Annotated in this window: 16 protein-coding genes and 1 tRNA gene; 7 read left to right on the top strand and 10 right to left on the bottom strand. The window is 66.4% G+C overall.

Annotation, left to right across the window (positions count from 1 at the left end; all coding sequences use genetic code 11):
- Positions 1-258: 258 nt before the first annotated feature.
- Positions 259-1,032 carry a phosphatase PAP2 family protein gene (locus J3E61_RS28230; RefSeq protein WP_210086114.1) on the top strand — a complete coding sequence of 258 codons (774 nt, stop codon included), beginning with the start codon at positions 259-261 and terminating at the stop codon, positions 1,030-1,032.
- Between the two features lie 34 nt (positions 1,033-1,066).
- Here J3E61_RS28230 and J3E61_RS28225 read toward each other — a convergent pair.
- Positions 1,067-1,139, bottom strand: a tRNA-Asn gene (locus tag J3E61_RS28225).
- A gap of 142 nt (positions 1,140-1,281) precedes the next feature.
- Between J3E61_RS28225 and J3E61_RS28220 the strand changes: the two genes are divergently transcribed.
- Positions 1,282-1,533: a hypothetical protein gene (locus J3E61_RS28220; RefSeq protein WP_192723890.1), complete on the top strand. Its 252-nt coding sequence runs from the start codon at positions 1,282-1,284 to the stop codon at positions 1,531-1,533.
- Here J3E61_RS28220 and J3E61_RS28215 read toward each other — a convergent pair whose 3' ends face one another.
- Genes J3E61_RS28215 through J3E61_RS28205 form a run of 3 tightly spaced genes read right to left on the bottom strand, consistent with a single transcriptional unit; the run spans position 1,534 to position 5,129 of the window.
- Entirely contained in the window at positions 1,534-1,845 is a 312-nt protein-coding gene (locus tag J3E61_RS28215) for a hypothetical protein (protein ID WP_192723268.1), read from the bottom strand. It abuts the gene before it with no gap.
- Positions 1,846-1,903: 58 nt separating this feature from the next.
- On the bottom strand, positions 1,904-3,805 hold the full coding sequence (locus J3E61_RS28210) for a DNA primase (protein ID WP_192723269.1): 1,902 nt from the start codon (positions 3,803-3,805) through the stop codon (positions 1,904-1,906).
- A gap of 31 nt (positions 3,806-3,836) precedes the next feature.
- Positions 3,837-5,129 carry a deoxyguanosinetriphosphate triphosphohydrolase gene (locus J3E61_RS28205; RefSeq protein ID WP_210086113.1) on the bottom strand — a complete coding sequence of 431 codons (1,293 nt, stop codon included), beginning with the start codon at positions 5,127-5,129 and terminating at the stop codon, positions 3,837-3,839.
- On the opposite strand from J3E61_RS28205, the gene J3E61_RS28200 reads away from it, so the two are divergent.
- Positions 5,128-7,122 carry a TPM domain-containing protein gene (locus J3E61_RS28200; protein ID WP_210086112.1) on the top strand — a complete coding sequence of 665 codons (1,995 nt, stop codon included), beginning with the start codon at positions 5,128-5,130 and terminating at the stop codon, positions 7,120-7,122. The genes J3E61_RS28205 and J3E61_RS28200 overlap by 2 nt on opposite strands.
- A gap of 11 nt (positions 7,123-7,133) precedes the next feature.
- On the opposite strand, the gene J3E61_RS28195 is transcribed toward J3E61_RS28200, so the two are convergent.
- From J3E61_RS28195 to J3E61_RS28185, 3 genes are all read right to left on the bottom strand, one after another.
- Positions 7,134-9,158: a S9 family peptidase gene (locus J3E61_RS28195; protein WP_210086111.1), complete on the bottom strand. Its 2,025-nt coding sequence runs from the start codon at positions 9,156-9,158 to the stop codon at positions 7,134-7,136.
- 118 nt (positions 9,159-9,276) lie between these two features.
- Positions 9,277-9,993: an NUDIX domain-containing protein gene (locus J3E61_RS28190; RefSeq protein WP_192723273.1), complete on the bottom strand. Its 717-nt coding sequence runs from the start codon at positions 9,991-9,993 to the stop codon at positions 9,277-9,279.
- Positions 9,994-9,996: 3 nt separating this feature from the next.
- Positions 9,997-11,427 (bottom strand): glycine--tRNA ligase, encoded by a 1,431-nt coding sequence (locus tag J3E61_RS28185; protein ID WP_210086110.1) that lies wholly within the window; start codon positions 11,425-11,427, stop codon positions 9,997-9,999.
- Positions 11,428-11,457: 30 nt separating this feature from the next.
- Between J3E61_RS28185 and J3E61_RS28180 the strand changes: the two genes are divergently transcribed.
- Together J3E61_RS28180 and J3E61_RS28175 are read left to right on the top strand one after the other, a co-directional pair.
- The gene (locus tag J3E61_RS28180) at positions 11,458-11,817 is read left to right on the top strand and encodes a metalloregulator ArsR/SmtB family transcription factor (protein ID WP_192723275.1); all 360 of its coding nucleotides are present in this window, start codon (positions 11,458-11,460) and stop codon (positions 11,815-11,817) included.
- Entirely contained in the window at positions 11,814-12,212 is a 399-nt protein-coding gene (locus J3E61_RS28175; RefSeq protein WP_192723276.1) for a transcriptional repressor, read from the top strand. Before J3E61_RS28180 ends, J3E61_RS28175 begins: the two co-directional genes overlap by 4 nt.
- Before the next feature lie 7 nt (positions 12,213-12,219).
- Here the strand turns inward: J3E61_RS28175 and J3E61_RS28170 are convergent, their stop codons facing one another.
- Genes J3E61_RS28170 through recO form a run of 3 tightly spaced genes read right to left on the bottom strand, consistent with a single transcriptional unit; the run spans position 12,220 to position 14,298 of the window.
- Positions 12,220-12,627 (bottom strand): hypothetical protein, encoded by a 408-nt coding sequence (locus J3E61_RS28170; protein WP_192723277.1) that lies wholly within the window; start codon positions 12,625-12,627, stop codon positions 12,220-12,222.
- On the bottom strand, positions 12,627-13,517 hold the full coding sequence (locus tag J3E61_RS28165; RefSeq protein ID WP_192723278.1) for a decaprenyl diphosphate synthase: 891 nt from the start codon (positions 13,515-13,517) through the stop codon (positions 12,627-12,629). The genes J3E61_RS28170 and J3E61_RS28165 overlap by 1 nt, the downstream gene beginning before the upstream one ends.
- Positions 13,456-14,298: a DNA repair protein RecO gene (gene recO, locus J3E61_RS28160; RefSeq protein ID WP_210086109.1), complete on the bottom strand. Its 843-nt coding sequence runs from the start codon at positions 14,296-14,298 to the stop codon at positions 13,456-13,458. Before recO ends, J3E61_RS28165 begins: the two co-directional genes overlap by 62 nt.
- Before the next feature lie 63 nt (positions 14,299-14,361).
- Here recO and J3E61_RS28155 point away from each other — a divergent pair, with 63 nt between their 5' ends.
- Both J3E61_RS28155 and J3E61_RS28150 read left to right on the top strand, forming a co-directional pair.
- The gene (locus tag J3E61_RS28155) at positions 14,362-15,900 is read left to right on the top strand and encodes an amidase (protein WP_210086108.1); all 1,539 of its coding nucleotides are present in this window, start codon (positions 14,362-14,364) and stop codon (positions 15,898-15,900) included.
- A 13-nt stretch (positions 15,901-15,913) separates the two neighbouring features.
- A complete protein-coding gene (locus tag J3E61_RS28150; protein ID WP_192723891.1) occupies positions 15,914-16,456 on the top strand; it encodes a CAP domain-containing protein in 543 nt (180 codons plus the stop codon).
- Positions 16,457-16,528 lie beyond the last annotated feature (72 nt).

Raw genomic sequence — 16,528 nt, 5'->3', positions numbered from 1 at the left:
CTACTTTCCGGCAATGGAATAGCCACCCCAACGGCCACCGCGCCGAAGCCAGCGGTTTGGCCCACAGTCAATGAAAGCCGGCTGGGCCAGAGCGCTTGATCTGCAGGGCTATTCGCGGCCTAAGTGACTGGCCAGCCCGGTTGCGACGTCTTGGCGGTCTCGCGGCCGCCCGGGATCACGCGGTCTCCGCAGCAACGTCAACCCAGCTGATGGCGACGGGACAGCAACGAGAATGTCGTGCATACTGTTGTCATCACTATGATCGTCATCGTTCTCATCGGCGTTGCAGTCGTGCTGGCTACGCATTCGCTGTTCACTTACCGGCCGTTCGCGACAGTCTTACGCGTCGGTGGGCTGCTGTCGGCATTGACGGCGCTCACGATTGGCGTGCACGCCCACGGCTGGGTAACCAATCTGGACGCAGCCGCATCGAAATGGGCGGTCGGGCAGCGGTCGTGGTCACTGGACATCGCCACCCGAATGATCGGCGAATATGGACATCCGGCCACCGCCGTGGCTTTGACGCTGATCAGCGCCACTTGGTTGTCGCATCGGGCTCGATCGGTGGTCCCCGGCGCGGTGGTGCTCGGGACGGTCGTGGGTGCGACGGTGACCAAGACAGTCCTCAAAGCGGTCGTACTGCGGCCACGCAGCTCGGCCGAGGCGCAGCTGGTGATCCATCATTTCGGTCCGGCCGGTCAACACATGTTTCCTTCAGGCCACGTCACCGGGACCGGCGCCTTGCTGGGATCGATCGCAGTGTGCCTCGGGGTGGGACGCAGCCGCGCCGTACGCACGTTGCTTGCGGGTGTGGTAGGCGCCAGCGTGCTCGTCATGGCCGTCACCCTGGTGCATGTCGGTGTGCACTGGCTCACCGACGTCATCGGTGGCGCGCTGCTGGCCGCCTTGTTCGTGACCCTGGGTGCCGAAGTGATCAGGTACTTCCACTTCCGATCCGCCAGGAACGCGGCGCAGTACGGGGCTCAGCCACGTTCGACGACCGATGTCGCCGTTGTATCTGCAGGGCACTGACCAGACTTCGAATTGGCTTCTGCGCTAATGCTTGCTCCCCCGGCTGGACTCGAACCAGCAACCCTTCGGTTAACAGCCGAATGCTCTGCCAATTGAGCTACAGGGGACTGTTGCTTTCGCGCGGCCTGCGCCGCGAACCAAGACTTTAGCGTACGTGCCGCGCGGGCCGCCAATACGCGCCCGGCCCGCCGCTACACAGCCAAGTGAGGCAGGATGGAGACCACCGCACCGTCGTCTGGGAGGGGCCCTGTGATCCGGTATCTCGTCGTCTTGGCCGTTGGCTACGTGTTTGGTGCGAAAGCGGGCCGGCGCCGTTATGAACAGATCGCCGGAACGTACAAGGCCGTCACCGAAAACCCGGCCACCAAGGCAGTGCTCGACGCCGGGCGCCGCAAGATCGCCGACCGGGTCTCACCCGATCCGACATTGGTCACGCTGACACCCATCGACTCTCAGACCGACGTATTGCAGCCGGAGTCGATGGTCAGGAAAGACGGCTAGCTAGCCGATCGGGGTGGTCCAGGTCTGCGACGGCAGCAGCGGCCCGGTGCTGATGCCGACACCGCCACGGCCGCTACCGGCGTCTGGGCCATAAATGCCGAGGTCAGGAGTGCCGACGAAGACCGGCTGGCCATTCGAGTAGGACAGGCACTTGCCGTCGTCCCTGTTGCCGAACCACGCCAAGCAGGCCGGAGAAGCCGTGACCTGCGCGCTGTCGGAGGACACTGCCGCGGCATAGCACGGAACAGCCACCGCAGCGGCCACAAAAACACCCGCGATCAGCCGAGTTCGGTTGGGTTTCCGATTGAACACGGGCCTCCCTTTCCACACGATCCCCGACAGCCCTAACACCATAACCTGGTTGATGTGTTCACGCAGTAAGGTCGTCGCCGCTGGCCTGTTCCAGCAGGCTGCGCCGATAGGCCTCCATCGCCACCAGGTCACCGAATAGTGCGTGGTATTCGTCGCCCTGTTCCACCGGTGACATGCGCTGCAATTTGGACTTGACCTCGGCAATCTGGCGGCCGACCCACACTTCCTGCAGTCTGGCCAGCACTCCGGAGATGTACCGGGGCAATCTCTCGTCGTCGTCCACGTTGATGGCCTCGACACCCAGTTCGTTGACCAGGTTGGCCGCCGCCGGCGACGCCGTCTGGTCACGCACGGCCTCTATCCACTGTGCGCCTGCCAGGCCCGCCGACATTCCGCCTGCCGCCTCGATGGCCGCCCGCACCGCCGCGTAGCCCGGATGGGTGAAGCTCTCGACGGTCAGTGAGTCGAACACCGGACCTGCCACCGCCGGGTATTGCAGCGCAGACTTGAGCGCCTCGCGCTGCGGCCACAGCGTGGGGTCGGCCGGGTCGGGACGAACCGGTGCCGGTGTCTCGGCGGAGGGGCGACGGCGCGCGGTGCGCGCGCTGTTTTGAGACTTTCCGGTCGCGACTTCGCGGACACGGTTGACGACCTGCGCGACGTCGTCCCAACCGACCCACCCCGCGAGCCGGCGAGCGTATTCGTCTCGCAACGCCACATCGCGGATGCGCGCAACCATCGGCACTGCGCGACGCAAGCCGTCGACTCTTGCCTGCGGGTTGTCGTCGAGTTCCTTGTTGTCGGGCAGCAGTCCCCTGATCGCGAACTCCAGCATCGGTACCCGCCGCGCGACCAGATCGCGCAGCGCCCCGTCGCCGTGTTTGAGCCGCAGATCGCACGGGTCCATCCCGTCGGCCGCGACCGCGACGAATGACTTGCCCGCGACGTTCTGGTCGCTGTCGAACGCCTTCATCGCGGCCTGCTGGCCCGCGGCGTCACCGTCGAACACATAGATCAGTTCGCCGCGAAAGAAGTTGTCATCCATCATGAGTCGACGCAACATCGCCAGATGCTCATCGCCGAACGCCGTGCCGCACGAGGCGACAGCAGTCGTCACTCCGGCCAGATGCATGGACATCACATCCGTGTATCCCTCGACCACCACGGCCTGATGGGCCTTGGCGATGTCGCGCTTGGCCAGGTCGAGACCGAACAGTACCGACGACTTCTTGTAGAGCACCGTCTCCGGGGTGTTGATGTATTTGGCTTCCATCGTGTCGTCGTCGAAGATGCGGCGCGCCCCGAAGCCGATCACCTCGCTGCTGCTGGCCCGGATCGGCCACAGCAGGCGGCGGTGAAAGCGATCCATCGGCCCGCGCCGACCCTCGCGCGAGAGCCCAGCCGCCTCGAGCTCCTTGAATTCAAATCCCTTGCGCAGCAAGTGTTTTGTCAGCGAATCCCAGCCAGACGGGGCAAATCCGCAGCCGAAATGTGCGGCTGCCTGCATGTCGAAGTTGCGGTCGAGCAGATACTGCCGAGCAGGCGCCGCCTCGTCGGACTGCAGCGCCGCGGCGTAGAACTCCTGCGCGGCGGCGTTGGCGGCCAGCAGCCTGCTGCGGCTGCCGCGGTCGCGCTGCACATTCGTCGTCGCCGACCCTGTGTAGGTGACGGTGTAGCCGACGCGGTCCGCGAGCAACTCGACCGCCTCGACGAAGCTGACATGCTCGATCTTCTGGACGAAGGCGTACACGTCGCCGCCCTCGCCGCAACCGAAGCAATGGAAGTGTCCGTGGTTGGGCCGGACGTGAAACGACGGCGACTTCTCGTCGTGGAACGGGCACAGCCCCTTCAGCGAATCCGCGCCCGCGCGCCGCAGCTGCACGTAGTCGCCGACGACGTCCTCGATCCGGATTTTTTCGCGGATGGCCGTGATATCGCGATCAGGAATCCGGCCGGCCACCGGCTCAGTCTAGGCGGGCGCGCCGCGTCGGCTAAGCGGGTTCCAAACGCTCCAACCGCCCCTCTGTGAATGACGCGATCTGGTCGACGACCACCCGCAGCCGCGCGCCGTCGTCAGCGGCCTCGTTGAACGAGGTGGCAAAGATCGGATCGAGCGTCGCCGGGGCCCCGGCGAGGACCCACTTGGCGACGCGGTGGATCCGGTCGCGCTGTTGGGCCTGCAGCTCGAGGTGTCTCGGGTCGGACATGATGAACTGCAGCGCCAGGATCTTGAGCACGGTGACCTCGGCGCGGACCAGGGCCGGGACCCGCAACTCCGCCTGGTAGCGGACCAGCGGCCCGGGGCCGTAGGCCTCGCGGGTTGCGGCGATCGCTGCCGAAGCAAACCGGCCGACCAGCTCACTGGTCAATCGTTTCAGCGCCACCGACGCGGCCAGCGTGGCGTCGTACTTGCCGACGGCTGCGACCACCGGCAGCGCCGACAGCCTCTCGGCGGCGGCCACCAGATCGTCGGCTCGCAGGCCCGCACCCATGCCGTGGGATTCGCCGAGCCGCCCGAGCACCGCGGCCGCGTCGTCGTCGGCAAGCACCCGCATGTCGATGCGGCCGGAGACGACCCCGTCCTCGACGTCGTGCACCGAGTACGCGACGTCGTCGGCCCAGTCCATCACCTGGGCCTCGAGACACGGCACGCCCTGCGGTGCGTCGACACGCACCCACTGCGCCACGGCGGCGTCGTCCTCGTAGAAGCCGAACTTGCGGTTTTGCGATCCTCGCGGCCAGGGGTACTTGGTGACCGCATCCAGGCCAGCCCGAGTCAGGTTCAGGCCGGCGCTACGGTCTTGGGGGTCAAGGACTTTGGGCTCCAGGCGGGTGAGGATGCGGAAGTTCTGCGCATTGCCCTCGAAGCCACCGTGGTCGGCGGCGAACTCGTCAAGGGCGCGTTCGCCGTTGTGGCCGTACGGCGGATGGCCGATGTCGTGGGCCAGGCCCGCCATGTCGACGAGGTCGGGATCGCATCCCAGCCCGATAGCCATCCCGCGACCGATCTGCGCCACTTCCAGCGAGTGGGTCAACCGCGTGCGCGGCGTCTCACTCTGGCGCGGCCCGACCACCTGCGTCTTGTCCGCCAGCCTGCGCAGCGCCGCGCTGTGCAGCACACGGGCCCGGTCACGCGCGAAATCCGTGCGATGTTCGGTGCCCGTCCCCGGCAGCGAGGCACCCTTCGGCGGTTCGACCACCACCCGCTCGCGGTCGAACTCTCCGTAGGGATCTCCAGTCACAGCCACCGACGCACAGTCTGCCAGTACTACATTGTGGGCCATGCGCATCGCCCGTTTGCTCGGCCTCGTGCTCGCGGCGCTGACCGTCGGCGTTCTGCTGGCACCGGCCGCGACCGGGCAGCCGCCGTTCCGGCTGCCCAGCTATGTCAACGACGGCGCCAACGCGCTCAGCGGGTCGGAGTTCAGCGACGTGCAGCAGGCCGTCGACAAGCTGTACAACGACCGGCACATCCGGCTGTGGGTCGTCTACGTCGACACGTTCTCCGGTAAGAGCGCGGTCACCTGGGCCGAGGAGACGAAGAGTTTCAGCGACATCGGCGGGCAGGACGCGATTCTCGCGGTAGCGACCGAAGACCGCGCGTATGCATTCCTGCCGCCGACCACGGGGTCGGACGGATTCGACGTCACGTCGTTGCGCACCAACGAAATTGAACCCAAGCTGCGTCAAAGCGACTGGGCGGGGGCCGCGATCGCTGCGGCGCAGGGGCTCGACCCTGGGACTTCCACGACGAATGCGGATATTTCCTGGTTCGGCTTGTTGGTCGCGTTCGCGGTACTGGCTCTCGCGGTTCTGGTGGTGTGGCTGTGGCTTCGGCGCCGCAAACGCAAGAGGCGTGAAGCGGAGTTCGCCGCGGCGCGTCGTGTCGACCCCGCCGATCCGAACGCCTTGGCCTCCGTCCCGATCGACGCTCTCGACGAGCTGTCCAAGTCGATCGTCGTCGACGTCGACAACGCGGTACGCACCAGCGACAACGAATTGGGTTTGGCGGTGGACGAATTCGGCCCGGACGAGACCGCGCCCTTCAGCAAGGCGGTCGCGAGCGCCAAGACCACGCTGGCGCAGGCATTCAACGTCCGGCAGATCCTCGACGACGCCGTTCCCGAGACCGTGCAGCAGCGACGCGACCTGCTGACTCGGGTGGTGGTCGCCGCGGCGAAGGCCGACCGTGAACTGGACGCGCAACGCGAAGCGTTCGAGAAGCTGCGAGATCTGGTGATCAACGCCCCGTCGCGGCTGGACACGCTGACCCAGCAGATGGTCGACGTGACCGCGCGGATCGCGCCGTCGGAGCAGGCGCTCGCGGCGTTGCACAAGCAATACTCCGACACGGCGCTGGCTTCGGTGGCGGGCAACGTCGAAACCGCCAAGCAGCGACTGGCTTTCGCCGACCAAAACCTCACCAACGCCCGGGCACTGGTGGCGCGTCCGGTCGGTCGCCAGTCCGGTCTGATCGACTCCATTCACGGGGCGGAGTCCGCCCTGGGACAGGCGCGGACGTTGTTGGACGCCATCGACAACGCAGGCACCGACATCAACCGCGCGATGGCCAACCTGCCTGCGTCGATCGCGGACATCCAGCAGGGCATCAATCAGGCTGCAAGCCTGCTGGCGCAGGGCAATACACCGCATCCGACCGAACTCGGCGCCGCTCGCGACGCCGCGGTCAAGGCCGTCGCCGACGCCCAAAGCGCCGGAACCACCGACCCTTTGGGTGCCTTCACCAAGCTGACGCAGGCCGACGCCGAACTGGACCGACTGCTGGCCTCCATCGCCGAGGAACGTGAAGCCGCCGAGCGGCTCAGCCGCGCATACGACCAAGCCCTGTTCACTGCCCAATCACGAGTGCGCGGCGTGTCCGACTACATCGACACCCGGCGCGGCAGCATCGGCCCCGATGCCCGAACCCGGCTCGCGGAAGCGGTGCGCCAATTACAGGCCGCGCAGGATATGAAGGCCACCAACTTGAATGAGGCCATCGCACACGCCAACGGCGCGTCGGTGCTGGCGGCGCAGGCGCAGGACCTGGCCAACGCGGATGTCCGTGCCGCGCAACGTTCCTACACCGGACAGTACGGCCAGACCAGCGGGTCCAACATGGGCGCGATGATCGGCGGCATCATCATCGGCAACATCCTGTCCGGTGCGCTGCGCGGCGGAATCGGCGGCAGTATGGGCGGCGGCTGGAGTTCGACGTCGTTCGGTGGGTCGGGCTCGTCCGGCGGCTGGAGCGGTGGCGGCGGCGGGCGGTTCTAGCCGCCCCCACGTCACGGACTCAGCGTGCGATGTAGGAATTCATACATCAGCGCAGTTTGGTGGGCAGCCTGGGCATTGTTTGACACGCCGCCGTGCCCGCCTTCGGTGTTTTCGTAGTACAGGACGTTGTGTCCCGCATCGGCAAGGGCGGCCGCCATTTTCCGGGCGTGGCCGGGGTGGACGCGGTCGTCGTTGGTCGAGGTGGTGATCAGGATCGGCGGGTAACGGCGGTCGGTGCTGATGTTGTGATACGGCGAATATTGCTTGATGAATTCCCAATCCGCATCGTCGTCGGGATCGCCGTATTCGGCGACGAAGGCCGAGCCGCCGAGCGCGGAGAACCGCCGCATGTCCAGCAGCGGCTGGCGGCACACCAACGCACCGAACAGCTCGGGGTATTGGGTCAGCATCACCCCCATCAACAGCCCGCCGGCGCTGGCACCGCTGGCGCCGAGTTGTGCCGGGGTCGTGACACCACGATCGATCAGATCAGTGGCGACAGCGGCGAAATCCTCGGCTACCTTGTGCCTGCCTTCCCGGATGGACTGCAGGTACCAGTCGGGTCCATACTCACCGCCGCCGCGTGTGTTGGCCTGCGCGTAGGCGCCACCGCGCTCCAGCCACAGTCGTCCGACTGTACCGAGGTACCCGGGCCCCTGCGACTGCGCGAAGCCTCCGTATCCGCCGAGCAGGACGGGACCAGGACCGGCCGAATCGCGGTGGGAAACAAGAAAATAGGGTATGCGCGTGCCGTCGGCAGAAGTCGCGAAGTGCTGGCTGACCGCTAGATCGTCGGCCCTGAAACGGGCGGGCGACGATTTGATCTCGGAAACCGATTTATCGGCGTAGCCGTGCAGTAGGCGCGGCGGTTGGAGGAAACCGTAAGAGACTAGAAAGATTTCGTCGCTGTAACCGTCGGCCGCGTGGACCCCTGTTTCGGTGTTGTCAGGCACACCTGGGATCGACTTGGCTCGCCAACTGCCGGGCGTCATGACCTCCAAGCGGCTGACCACATCCTGCATGGTGACAACAACGAGATGGTTTTTGGTCCATACGCCTCCTTGCAGGAACGTGTTTTCGTCAGGCTCGAACACGACATGCAATTGACCTGTCCCGGCGAGGAATTCGTCGATATCGGCGACGAGCAGCGTTCCTGGCCGATACGTGGTGTCCCCGCGGATCCACTCGACAGGCACCGAGATCAAGATCCATTGCCCGTGCAGGTTCACCGGCGCTTCTGAGGGGACGTCGAGGCGCACCAGTTGCCCATCGCGCACCAGCATCATCTCGCGGCGCCTGTTGTCGATCTGACGAACGAATAGGGTGCGCCCACCGTACTGCCTGTCGACGGCGGCGAACACCGCGATGTCCCCGTCGGAGGCAGTGAAGACCGTTTCGGCATCCGCCAGCGGCGTGCCGCGCCGCCACCGCTTGATGACCAGCGGGAAACCGGCCGCCGATATCGTCCCTTCGCCGAAATCGCCGCTCACCAGGACGGTGTTCTCGTCTTCCCAGCTGACATCGTTTCTGGCCGCCGGTAGGTTGAACCCGTCTGTGACGAATTCCCTTGTGAACATGTCGAATTCGCGAACCACCATCGCATCCGAGCCGCCGTGCGACAGATAGATCAGCGCGCGGCTGTACTCCGGGTCGATCACGTCGACGTTCTGCCACACCCAGTTCTCGTCCTCCGCGGCGGCCAACGCGTCGAGGTCAACGACTACGTCCCAATTCGGTTCGGCCTTGCGATACTCCTCCAGCGTGGTCCGCCGCCACAGGCCCCGCGGATGCTCGGCATCGACCCAGTAGTTGTACAAGTAATCCCCGCGGCGCTTCACTGTCGGAATGCGGTCATCGGCATCGATCGATTCGAGCGTTTCGCCGCGCAGCAGTTCGAACCGCTCACCGCACAACGTGCCGAGTGTCGCGGAGTTGCGTCTGTCCACCCAAGCCCGGGATTGCTCGCTGCCGGTGTCCTCCAACCACAAATACGGGTCATCGACCACAGATTTGTCCACATCACTCGTCGCTGTCATTACGGCACCCCTGTCCCCCGTGTGAGCCGCGCGTTCGGCATTTGAAGTGTGCCGCACATCAACGTGGGGCGAGCGAGTAATCGCCTACTCGAGCAGACGTTGCGCGGGGCGGTGCCAGCTACTTCCAGGCGAAAACCGGTTGCTCCAGCCCGTTGACCGCATCACCGCGGCCTTCCAGGCAGAGCCATCGAAACTGAAGCAGCACAGCACCTGTCGGTGCGTGAATGAGGTCATTTCCCAACGGAATCTGCACCACTGGGCGCGGGCTCTCCGGGATCGTGATGAACCGCGGCGAGTCTTCGCGTTGCAGTTGGTGCAACCCGACCCGATACACGGCGGCCACCTCGTCGGGAGCGGGCTGCGGGTCGAGCCGTCCCCCGCCCCAGACGACGACCGGGGTGATCACGTATCCCGACCGGGTCGGGTAGTCGTCGAGCAAGCCCAGCACCGTCGAGGCCGGCAACGAGATGCCCACCTCTTCCTCCAGTTCCCGCAGGGCGGCGTCGACAGCGGTTTCGCCTGGGTCGAGGCGCCCGCCGGGAAGTGCCCATTGCGCTGCATGGGCGTTGAGCCGAGATGCCCTGCGGCACAGCAGAAATGCGGCCCCGCCGGAGACGTCGATCATGCGGCCGTCCAGACCGATCTGGCCGAGCAGCTCAGCGATCATCCCGTCGGCTCCCACCGGATCCACCCGGTCCTCACCGACTTCGGAGTCCACCAACACCACGGCGACGGCCGCATGCCGCTTCGTCGGATCCGCGACGGTGCGACGGTCGTGTGCCGCCAGCCGTTCGCGGATCTGCTCCCGCAGCGCGTCGTCGTAGGTGATCGTCACCGGTTAGCAGCCCTTGAGTCGGGCCGCCAGATAGTCGCTGACTCCGTCGAGTGCCACGCGGTCCTGAGTCATGGCGTCGCGCTCGCGGATGGTCACCGCTTGATCCTCGAGGGTGTCGAAGTCGACCGTCACACAGAAGGGGGTGCCGATCTCGTCCTGGCGCCGGTAGCGCCGCCCGATCGCACTGGCGTCGTCGAATTCGACGTTCCAGCACTTGCGCAACTCCGCGGCGAGGTCGCGCGCCTTCGGCGAAAGGTCGGCGTGCCGCGACAGCGGCAGCACTGCGGCCTTGACCGGCGCCAGTCGCGGGTCGAGCCGCAGCACCGTGCGTTTGTCGACGCCGCCCTTGGCGTTGGGCGCCTCGTCCTCGGCGTACGCGTCGACGAGGAACGCCATCAGTGACCGGGTGAGCCCGGCTGCGGGCTCGATCACGTACGGCACGTAACGGGTGTCGCTGGCTTGGTCGTAGAACGACAGATCGACACCGGAATGCTTTGAGTGCGTTGACAAGTCGAAGTTCGTCCGGTTCGCGACGCCTTCCAGCTCACCCCACGGGTTGCCCTGGAAGCCGAACTTGTACTCGATGTCGACCGTGCGATCGGAGTAGTGCGACAGCTTGTCCTTGGGATGTTCGTAGAGCCGAAGGTTGTCGGCGTCGATACCGAGGTCGACGTACCACTGCAAGCGGGTGTCGATCCAGTACTGGTGCCACTCCGGGGCGGTGTCGGGCTCGACGAAGAACTCCATCTCCATCTGTTCGAACTCACGGGTGCGGAAAATGAAGTTGCCCGGCGTGATCTCGTTGCGGAAGCTCTTGCCGATCTGGCCGATGCCGAACGGCGGCTTGCGGCGCGCGGTGGTGACGACGTTGGCGAAGTTGACGAAGATGCCCTGCGCGGTCTCTGGCCGCAGATAGTGCAGCCCCTCCTCGGTCTCGATGGGGCCGAGGTAGGTCTTGAGCATCATGTTGAAGTCGCGCGGCTCTGTCCACTGGCCCTTGGTGCCACAGTCGGGACAGACGACCTCGGTCATCGGCACCGACTCCGGGTCCTCGATACCTTTCTTCGCCGCGTACGCCTCCTGCATGTGGTCTTGGCGGTGGCGCTTGTGACAGTTCAGGCATTCGACCAGCGGGTCGTTGAACACCTCGACGTGCCCGGAGGCGACCCAGACTTCGCGCGGCAGGATGATCGAGCTGTCCAGGCCGACGACATCGTCGCGGCTGGTGACGACCGAGCGCCACCACTGCCGCTTGATGTTCTCCTTGAGCTCGACGCCGAGCGGACCGTAATCCCACGCCGACTTTGTGCCGCCGTAGATTTCACCGGCCTGGTACACGAGCCCGCGCCGCTTGGCGAGGTTTGCAACGGTGTCGATGATCGAAGTCGCAGCCACGGGTGACAACCTTATCGGCCGCCCGCCATGCGTTGACATGCGCGGTCACGCATGTAATCTGGCGGCATAATGAAAACCGTTTCCACTTTGCCGGGCAGCGGGTCGCACGACCACGGCGGCGTGCCGCTACCGGAGCTTCCGTCGCGCGACCTTCTCGACACCGCCGGCGACCTGTTGCGGGCGTTGGCCGCGCCGGTGCGCATCGCGATCGTGCTGCAGCTTCGCGAGTCGGCGCGCTGCGTGCACGAGCTCGTCGACGCGCTGGCGGTGCCGCAGCCCCTGGTCAGCCAGCACCTGCGCATCCTCAAGTCGGCGGGCGTGGTGGCGGGTGAACGCTCCGGACGCGAAGTGATGTACCGGCTGGTCGACCACCACCTCGCCGACATCGTCGTCGCGGCGGTCACGCACGCGGCCGAGGGCAGCGAGTGAGCCCGGCGACGGGCGTGCGCGCCACCCGGCAGCGCGCGGCGATCTCAGCGCTGCTGGAGAACCTCGACGACTTCCGCTCTGCCCAGGAACTGCACGACGAACTGCGCCGCCGGGGTGAAGGCATCGGGCTGACGACCGTGTACCGCACGCTGCAGTCGATGGCCGCCAGCGGACTCGTCGACACGCTGCGCACCGACACCGGCGAATCGGTGTACCGACGCTGCTCGGACGATCATCACCACCACCTCGTCTGCCGGACCTGCGGTTCGACGGTCGAGATCCAGGGCGGCGACGTCGAGGCCTGGGCGGCCGAGGTCGCGCGCGAGCACGGCTTCTCCGACGTCAGTCACACCATCGAGATCTTCGGCATCTGCGGCGACTGCGCCGACAAGTAGCGGGGCGCTATCCGACCAAATCGCGGCGGATGTCGGCGCCGGTGCCGAGCACCAGCAGGATCAGCGTGCGCAGCGCGTCGTCGGCCAGACCGACGCCCGGGAAGTTGTACCGCAGCAGCACGTCGCCGACCTTCTTCGAATTGCCTTTGGCGCCAGCGCTTTTCTCCACCAGCGACACGGTGCCGAGCAGCGTGTTGCGGGCGTGGCTTGCGATGCGGTTACGAATCTTGGCGTCCACCGGCAGATCCCACGCCAGAATCTGAGTCAGCGACACCATGTCCAGACCCTCGCCGATCGTCACCACGCGCAGCGACGAGATCGTCTGGTCGTGGCGCACGGTGAGCGCGCCGTCGTCCTCCCGCTGGATCGACGTGACGTCGTCGAGGATCGTGGCGAGTCGCTCCTGAAGATCCATCAGGCCCTTCCGAAGCGCCGGTTGCGGTTCACGTATTCCTCGCACGCCTCCCACAGGTCGCGGCGGTCGTAGTCCGGCCACAGCTTGTCCTGGAAGACGTATTCGGCGTAGGCGGCCTGCCAGATCAAGAAGTTGCTCGCCCGTTGCTCCCCGGACGTGCGGATGAACAGGTCGACGTCGGGGATGTCGGCGCGATGCAGATGCTTGGCGAACATCGCCTCGTTGATCCGGTTGGGGTTGATCTTGCCGTCGGCCGCCTCCTGTGCGAGTTCGCGGGCGGCCTCGACGATCTCGGTGCGCCCGCCGTAGTTCACGCAGTAGTTGATGGTGATGACGTCGTTGCCGACCGTCATCTGCTCGGCGATATCGAATTCCTTGATGACGCTGCGCCACATCCTGGGCCGCGAGCCGACCCAGCGCATGTTGACGCCCATGTCGTTGAGGTTCTCGCGCCGCCTGCGCACCACCTCGCGGTTGAACCCCATCAGGAAGCGCACCTCCTCGGTGCTGCGCTTCCAGTTCTCGGTGGAGAACGCATACACCGTCAGGTGTTTGATGCCGATTTCGATGGCCCCGCAGGTGATGTCGATGAGCACCGCCTCACCCATCTTGTGGCCCTCGGTGCGGTGCAGGCCGCGCTGCGTGGCCCATCGCCCGTTGCCGTCCATCACGACGGCGACATGGCTGGGCACCTGGTCGGCCGGGATCTTGGGCGCGGCGGCCTTCGAGGTGTGCTGCGGCGGGCGGGCGAACCGGCCGTTGGTGTGCGGTGGCAGATCCGGGAACACCACCGGCCACGTCGACTTGTCGGGAAACGTCGGATAGTCGTCAGGCGCCGGGGGCAGCTGTGGGTAAGTGGTCTTGCCCCGCTTGATCGCCATGGCTGACATCCTGCCCGAACACCGATACGCGGTGCTCAGCGACTGTGCGATCAACCCGGTAGGTCCGTTCGACCAGCGGCAATGTCCGCAGCTGGCGTTCCAGGTGCCACTGCAGGTGCGCGGCCACCAGCCCGCTGGCCTGGCTGCGGTACGACGACGGCGACGCTTGTGCGTGCTCCCAGTCGCCGTCGTTGAGTGCGGCCATCAAGTCAAGCACCCCCTGCGGCGGGGTCGCCGACCCGGACGGGCGGCAGTGCACGCACACGCTGCCGCCGGCCCCGACGTGGAACGCCCGGTGCGGACCGGGTGTAGCGCAGCGGGCGCATTCGGTCAGTGCCGGCGCCCAGCCCGCGATTCCCATGGCGCGCAACAGATATGCGTCGAGCACGAGTTCGCGGGGACGGCTGCCATCAGCGACCGCTCGCAGCGCCGCCACGGTGAGCCGGTGCAGCGCGGGCGCGGGAGCCCGTTCCTCCCCCGCCAACCGCTCAGCGGTCTCCAACACCGCGCACGCGCACGTGTAGCGGCCGTAGTCGTTGACGATGTCGGTGGCGAACGCGTCGATGGCCTGCACCTGGGTGACGATGTCGAGGTTGCGGCCGGGATGCAGCTGAACGTCGATGTGCGCGAACGGCTCCAGCCGCGCCCCGAACTTGCTGCGCGTGCGACGCACACCCTTGGCCACCGCGCGCACCATCCCGTGGTCGCGGGTGAGCAAGGTGACGATCCGGTCGGCCTCGCCGAGCTTGTGCTGACGCAGCACGACCGCCCGGTCCCGATACAGCCGCATTAAGAAAGTCTCTCACCGCGATCTGACAGTTGCTGGTTGGCAACGCCGATATTCTCGTAATCGATGGTCGAACCTGCCGGACGCAACGCCCGATTTCCTACGATCACCAACCAGCTTTACCAGCTCGCCGCGGGCACGGTCACGTCGGACCAACTGGTACGGCGATCACTTGATGCCATCGAGGCGAGCCAGTCGACGCTCAACGCGTTTCGGGTGGTGCTGCGGGAGCAGGCGCTGGCCGACGCGGCCGAGGCCGACCGCAAACGCGCGGCCGGAAAAGAACTTCCGTTGCTGGGAATTCCGATCGCCGTCAAGGACGACGTCGACGTCGCAGGCGTCCCCACCCGGTTCGGCACCGCCGGGCATGTTCGCGATGCCGAGCGCGACTCCGAGGTGGTCCGCCGGTTGCGGGCCGCGGGCGCGGTGATCGTCGGCAAGACCAACACGTGTGAATTGGGCCAGTGGCCGTTCACCAGCGGGCCGGGGTTCGGGCACACGCGCAACCCGTGGTCGAGCGAGCACACGCCGGGCGGTTCGTCGGGCGGCAGCGCGGCTGCTGTTGCGGCGGGGTTGGTGCCGGCGGCCATCGGCTCCGACGGCGCAGGCAGCGTGCGGATCCCCGCGGCGTGGACGCATTTGGTCGGCATCAAGCCGCAGCGCGGTCGCATTTCGACCTGGCCGCTGCCCGAGGCGTTCAACGGCATCACGGTGAACGGCGTGTTGGCGCGCACCGTGACCGACGCCGCGCTGGTGCTGGACGCGGCGTCGGGCAACGCCCCGGGCGATCTGCATCAGCCGCCGCCGGTGCTGGGGGCACCTCCCGCTCGCGGGGGAATGTCGGACTTCGTCGCGCAGGCGCCGGGACCGCTGAAGATCGCGATGTCGACGAAGTTCGCCTACAGCGTCTTCAAGCCCAAGTTGCACCCCGAGATCCGTGCGGCGATGGAGACCGTGGCGGGCCAACTCGAGGAACTGGGCCACACGGTCGTCGAGCGCGACCCCGACTACAACCTGCGGATGTCGTGGAACTTCTTGTCCCGCTCGACCTCAGGCCTGCTCGATTGGGTCGATCGGCTCGGCCCGAACGTGAAGCTGGACAAGCGGACGCTGGCCAATACCCGGACCGGTTGGCTGCTGTCGCAGAACACGCTGCGCAGGGCCCGCGCCCGCGAGGCCGAGTCGCAGCGCCGGATCGGGTGGATCTTCAATCTCGTCGACGTCGTGCTGGCGCCGACGACCGCGCTGCCCCCGCCGAGGGTGACCGACTTCGACGAGCGGGGCGGGTTGTCGACGGACCGCGCGATGATCCGCGCATGCCCGGCGACGTGGCCGTGGAACCTGCTCGGCTGGCCGTCGATCAATGTGCCCGCCGGGTTCACGTACGGCGGCCTGCCGATCGGTGTTCAGCTGATGGGCCCGGCCAACAGCGAACCGCTGCTGATCTCGCTTGCTGCCGAGTTGGAGGCGCTCAACGGCTGGGCGATGCGGCAGCCCGACGTCTGGTGGGACCGGCGTCAACGCGCAACGGCGCCTGAACTGGTTTCCGAAGCTGCTATGGAGAATCTTGCCGCTGACGAGCCGCTGAGCAACGAGGTCGCGTAATCTCCCGATCGTGATGGTTCTTCGTGCGCTGCCCGTTGTCGCGGTGGTTGTTGGCGCCGTCGCGGGCATGCCCGCCGCCAGTGCCGACAACAAGCGGCTGAACGACGGGGTGGTCGCCAACGTCTATACGGTCCAGCATCAGGCCGGCTGCACCAACGACGTGAAGATCAATCCGAAGCTGCGTCTCGCCGCCCAGTGGCACACCAACGACGTGCTGAACAACCGCGCACTGGACGGTGACATCGGTTCGGACGGGTCGACGGTCGCCGATCGCGCGCGCAACGCCGGCTACGCCGGACCCGTGGCAGAGACCGTCGCGATCAACCCCGCACTGGCGATCAGCGGCGTCGAGTTGATCAACCAGTGGTATTACCGGCCCGACTACTACACGATCATGGCGGACTGCGCCAACACCGACATCGGTGTGTGGTCGGAAAGCCAGCTGGACCGCACGGTCGTGGTCGCGGTGTACGGCAAGGGTGACGGCGCTCCGCCCGTCAACGCGCCGCCGGGGCAGCGGCCGTTCGGACAGCCCGGCGCGGGTTGGCCGGGCTAAACCTCAAAGCCCAGTCGCCCAAAGTTGTTTCGGCTCACCCCGGTCGAGATCGCAGTTATTGCGAAGAACTGT

This window comes from Mycobacterium sp. OAE908 (genome assembly GCF_017872775.1).
GTDB lineage: Bacteria > Actinomycetota > Actinomycetes > Mycobacteriales > Mycobacteriaceae > Mycobacterium.
This window is presented reverse-complemented; position numbering and strand designations above follow the sequence as displayed.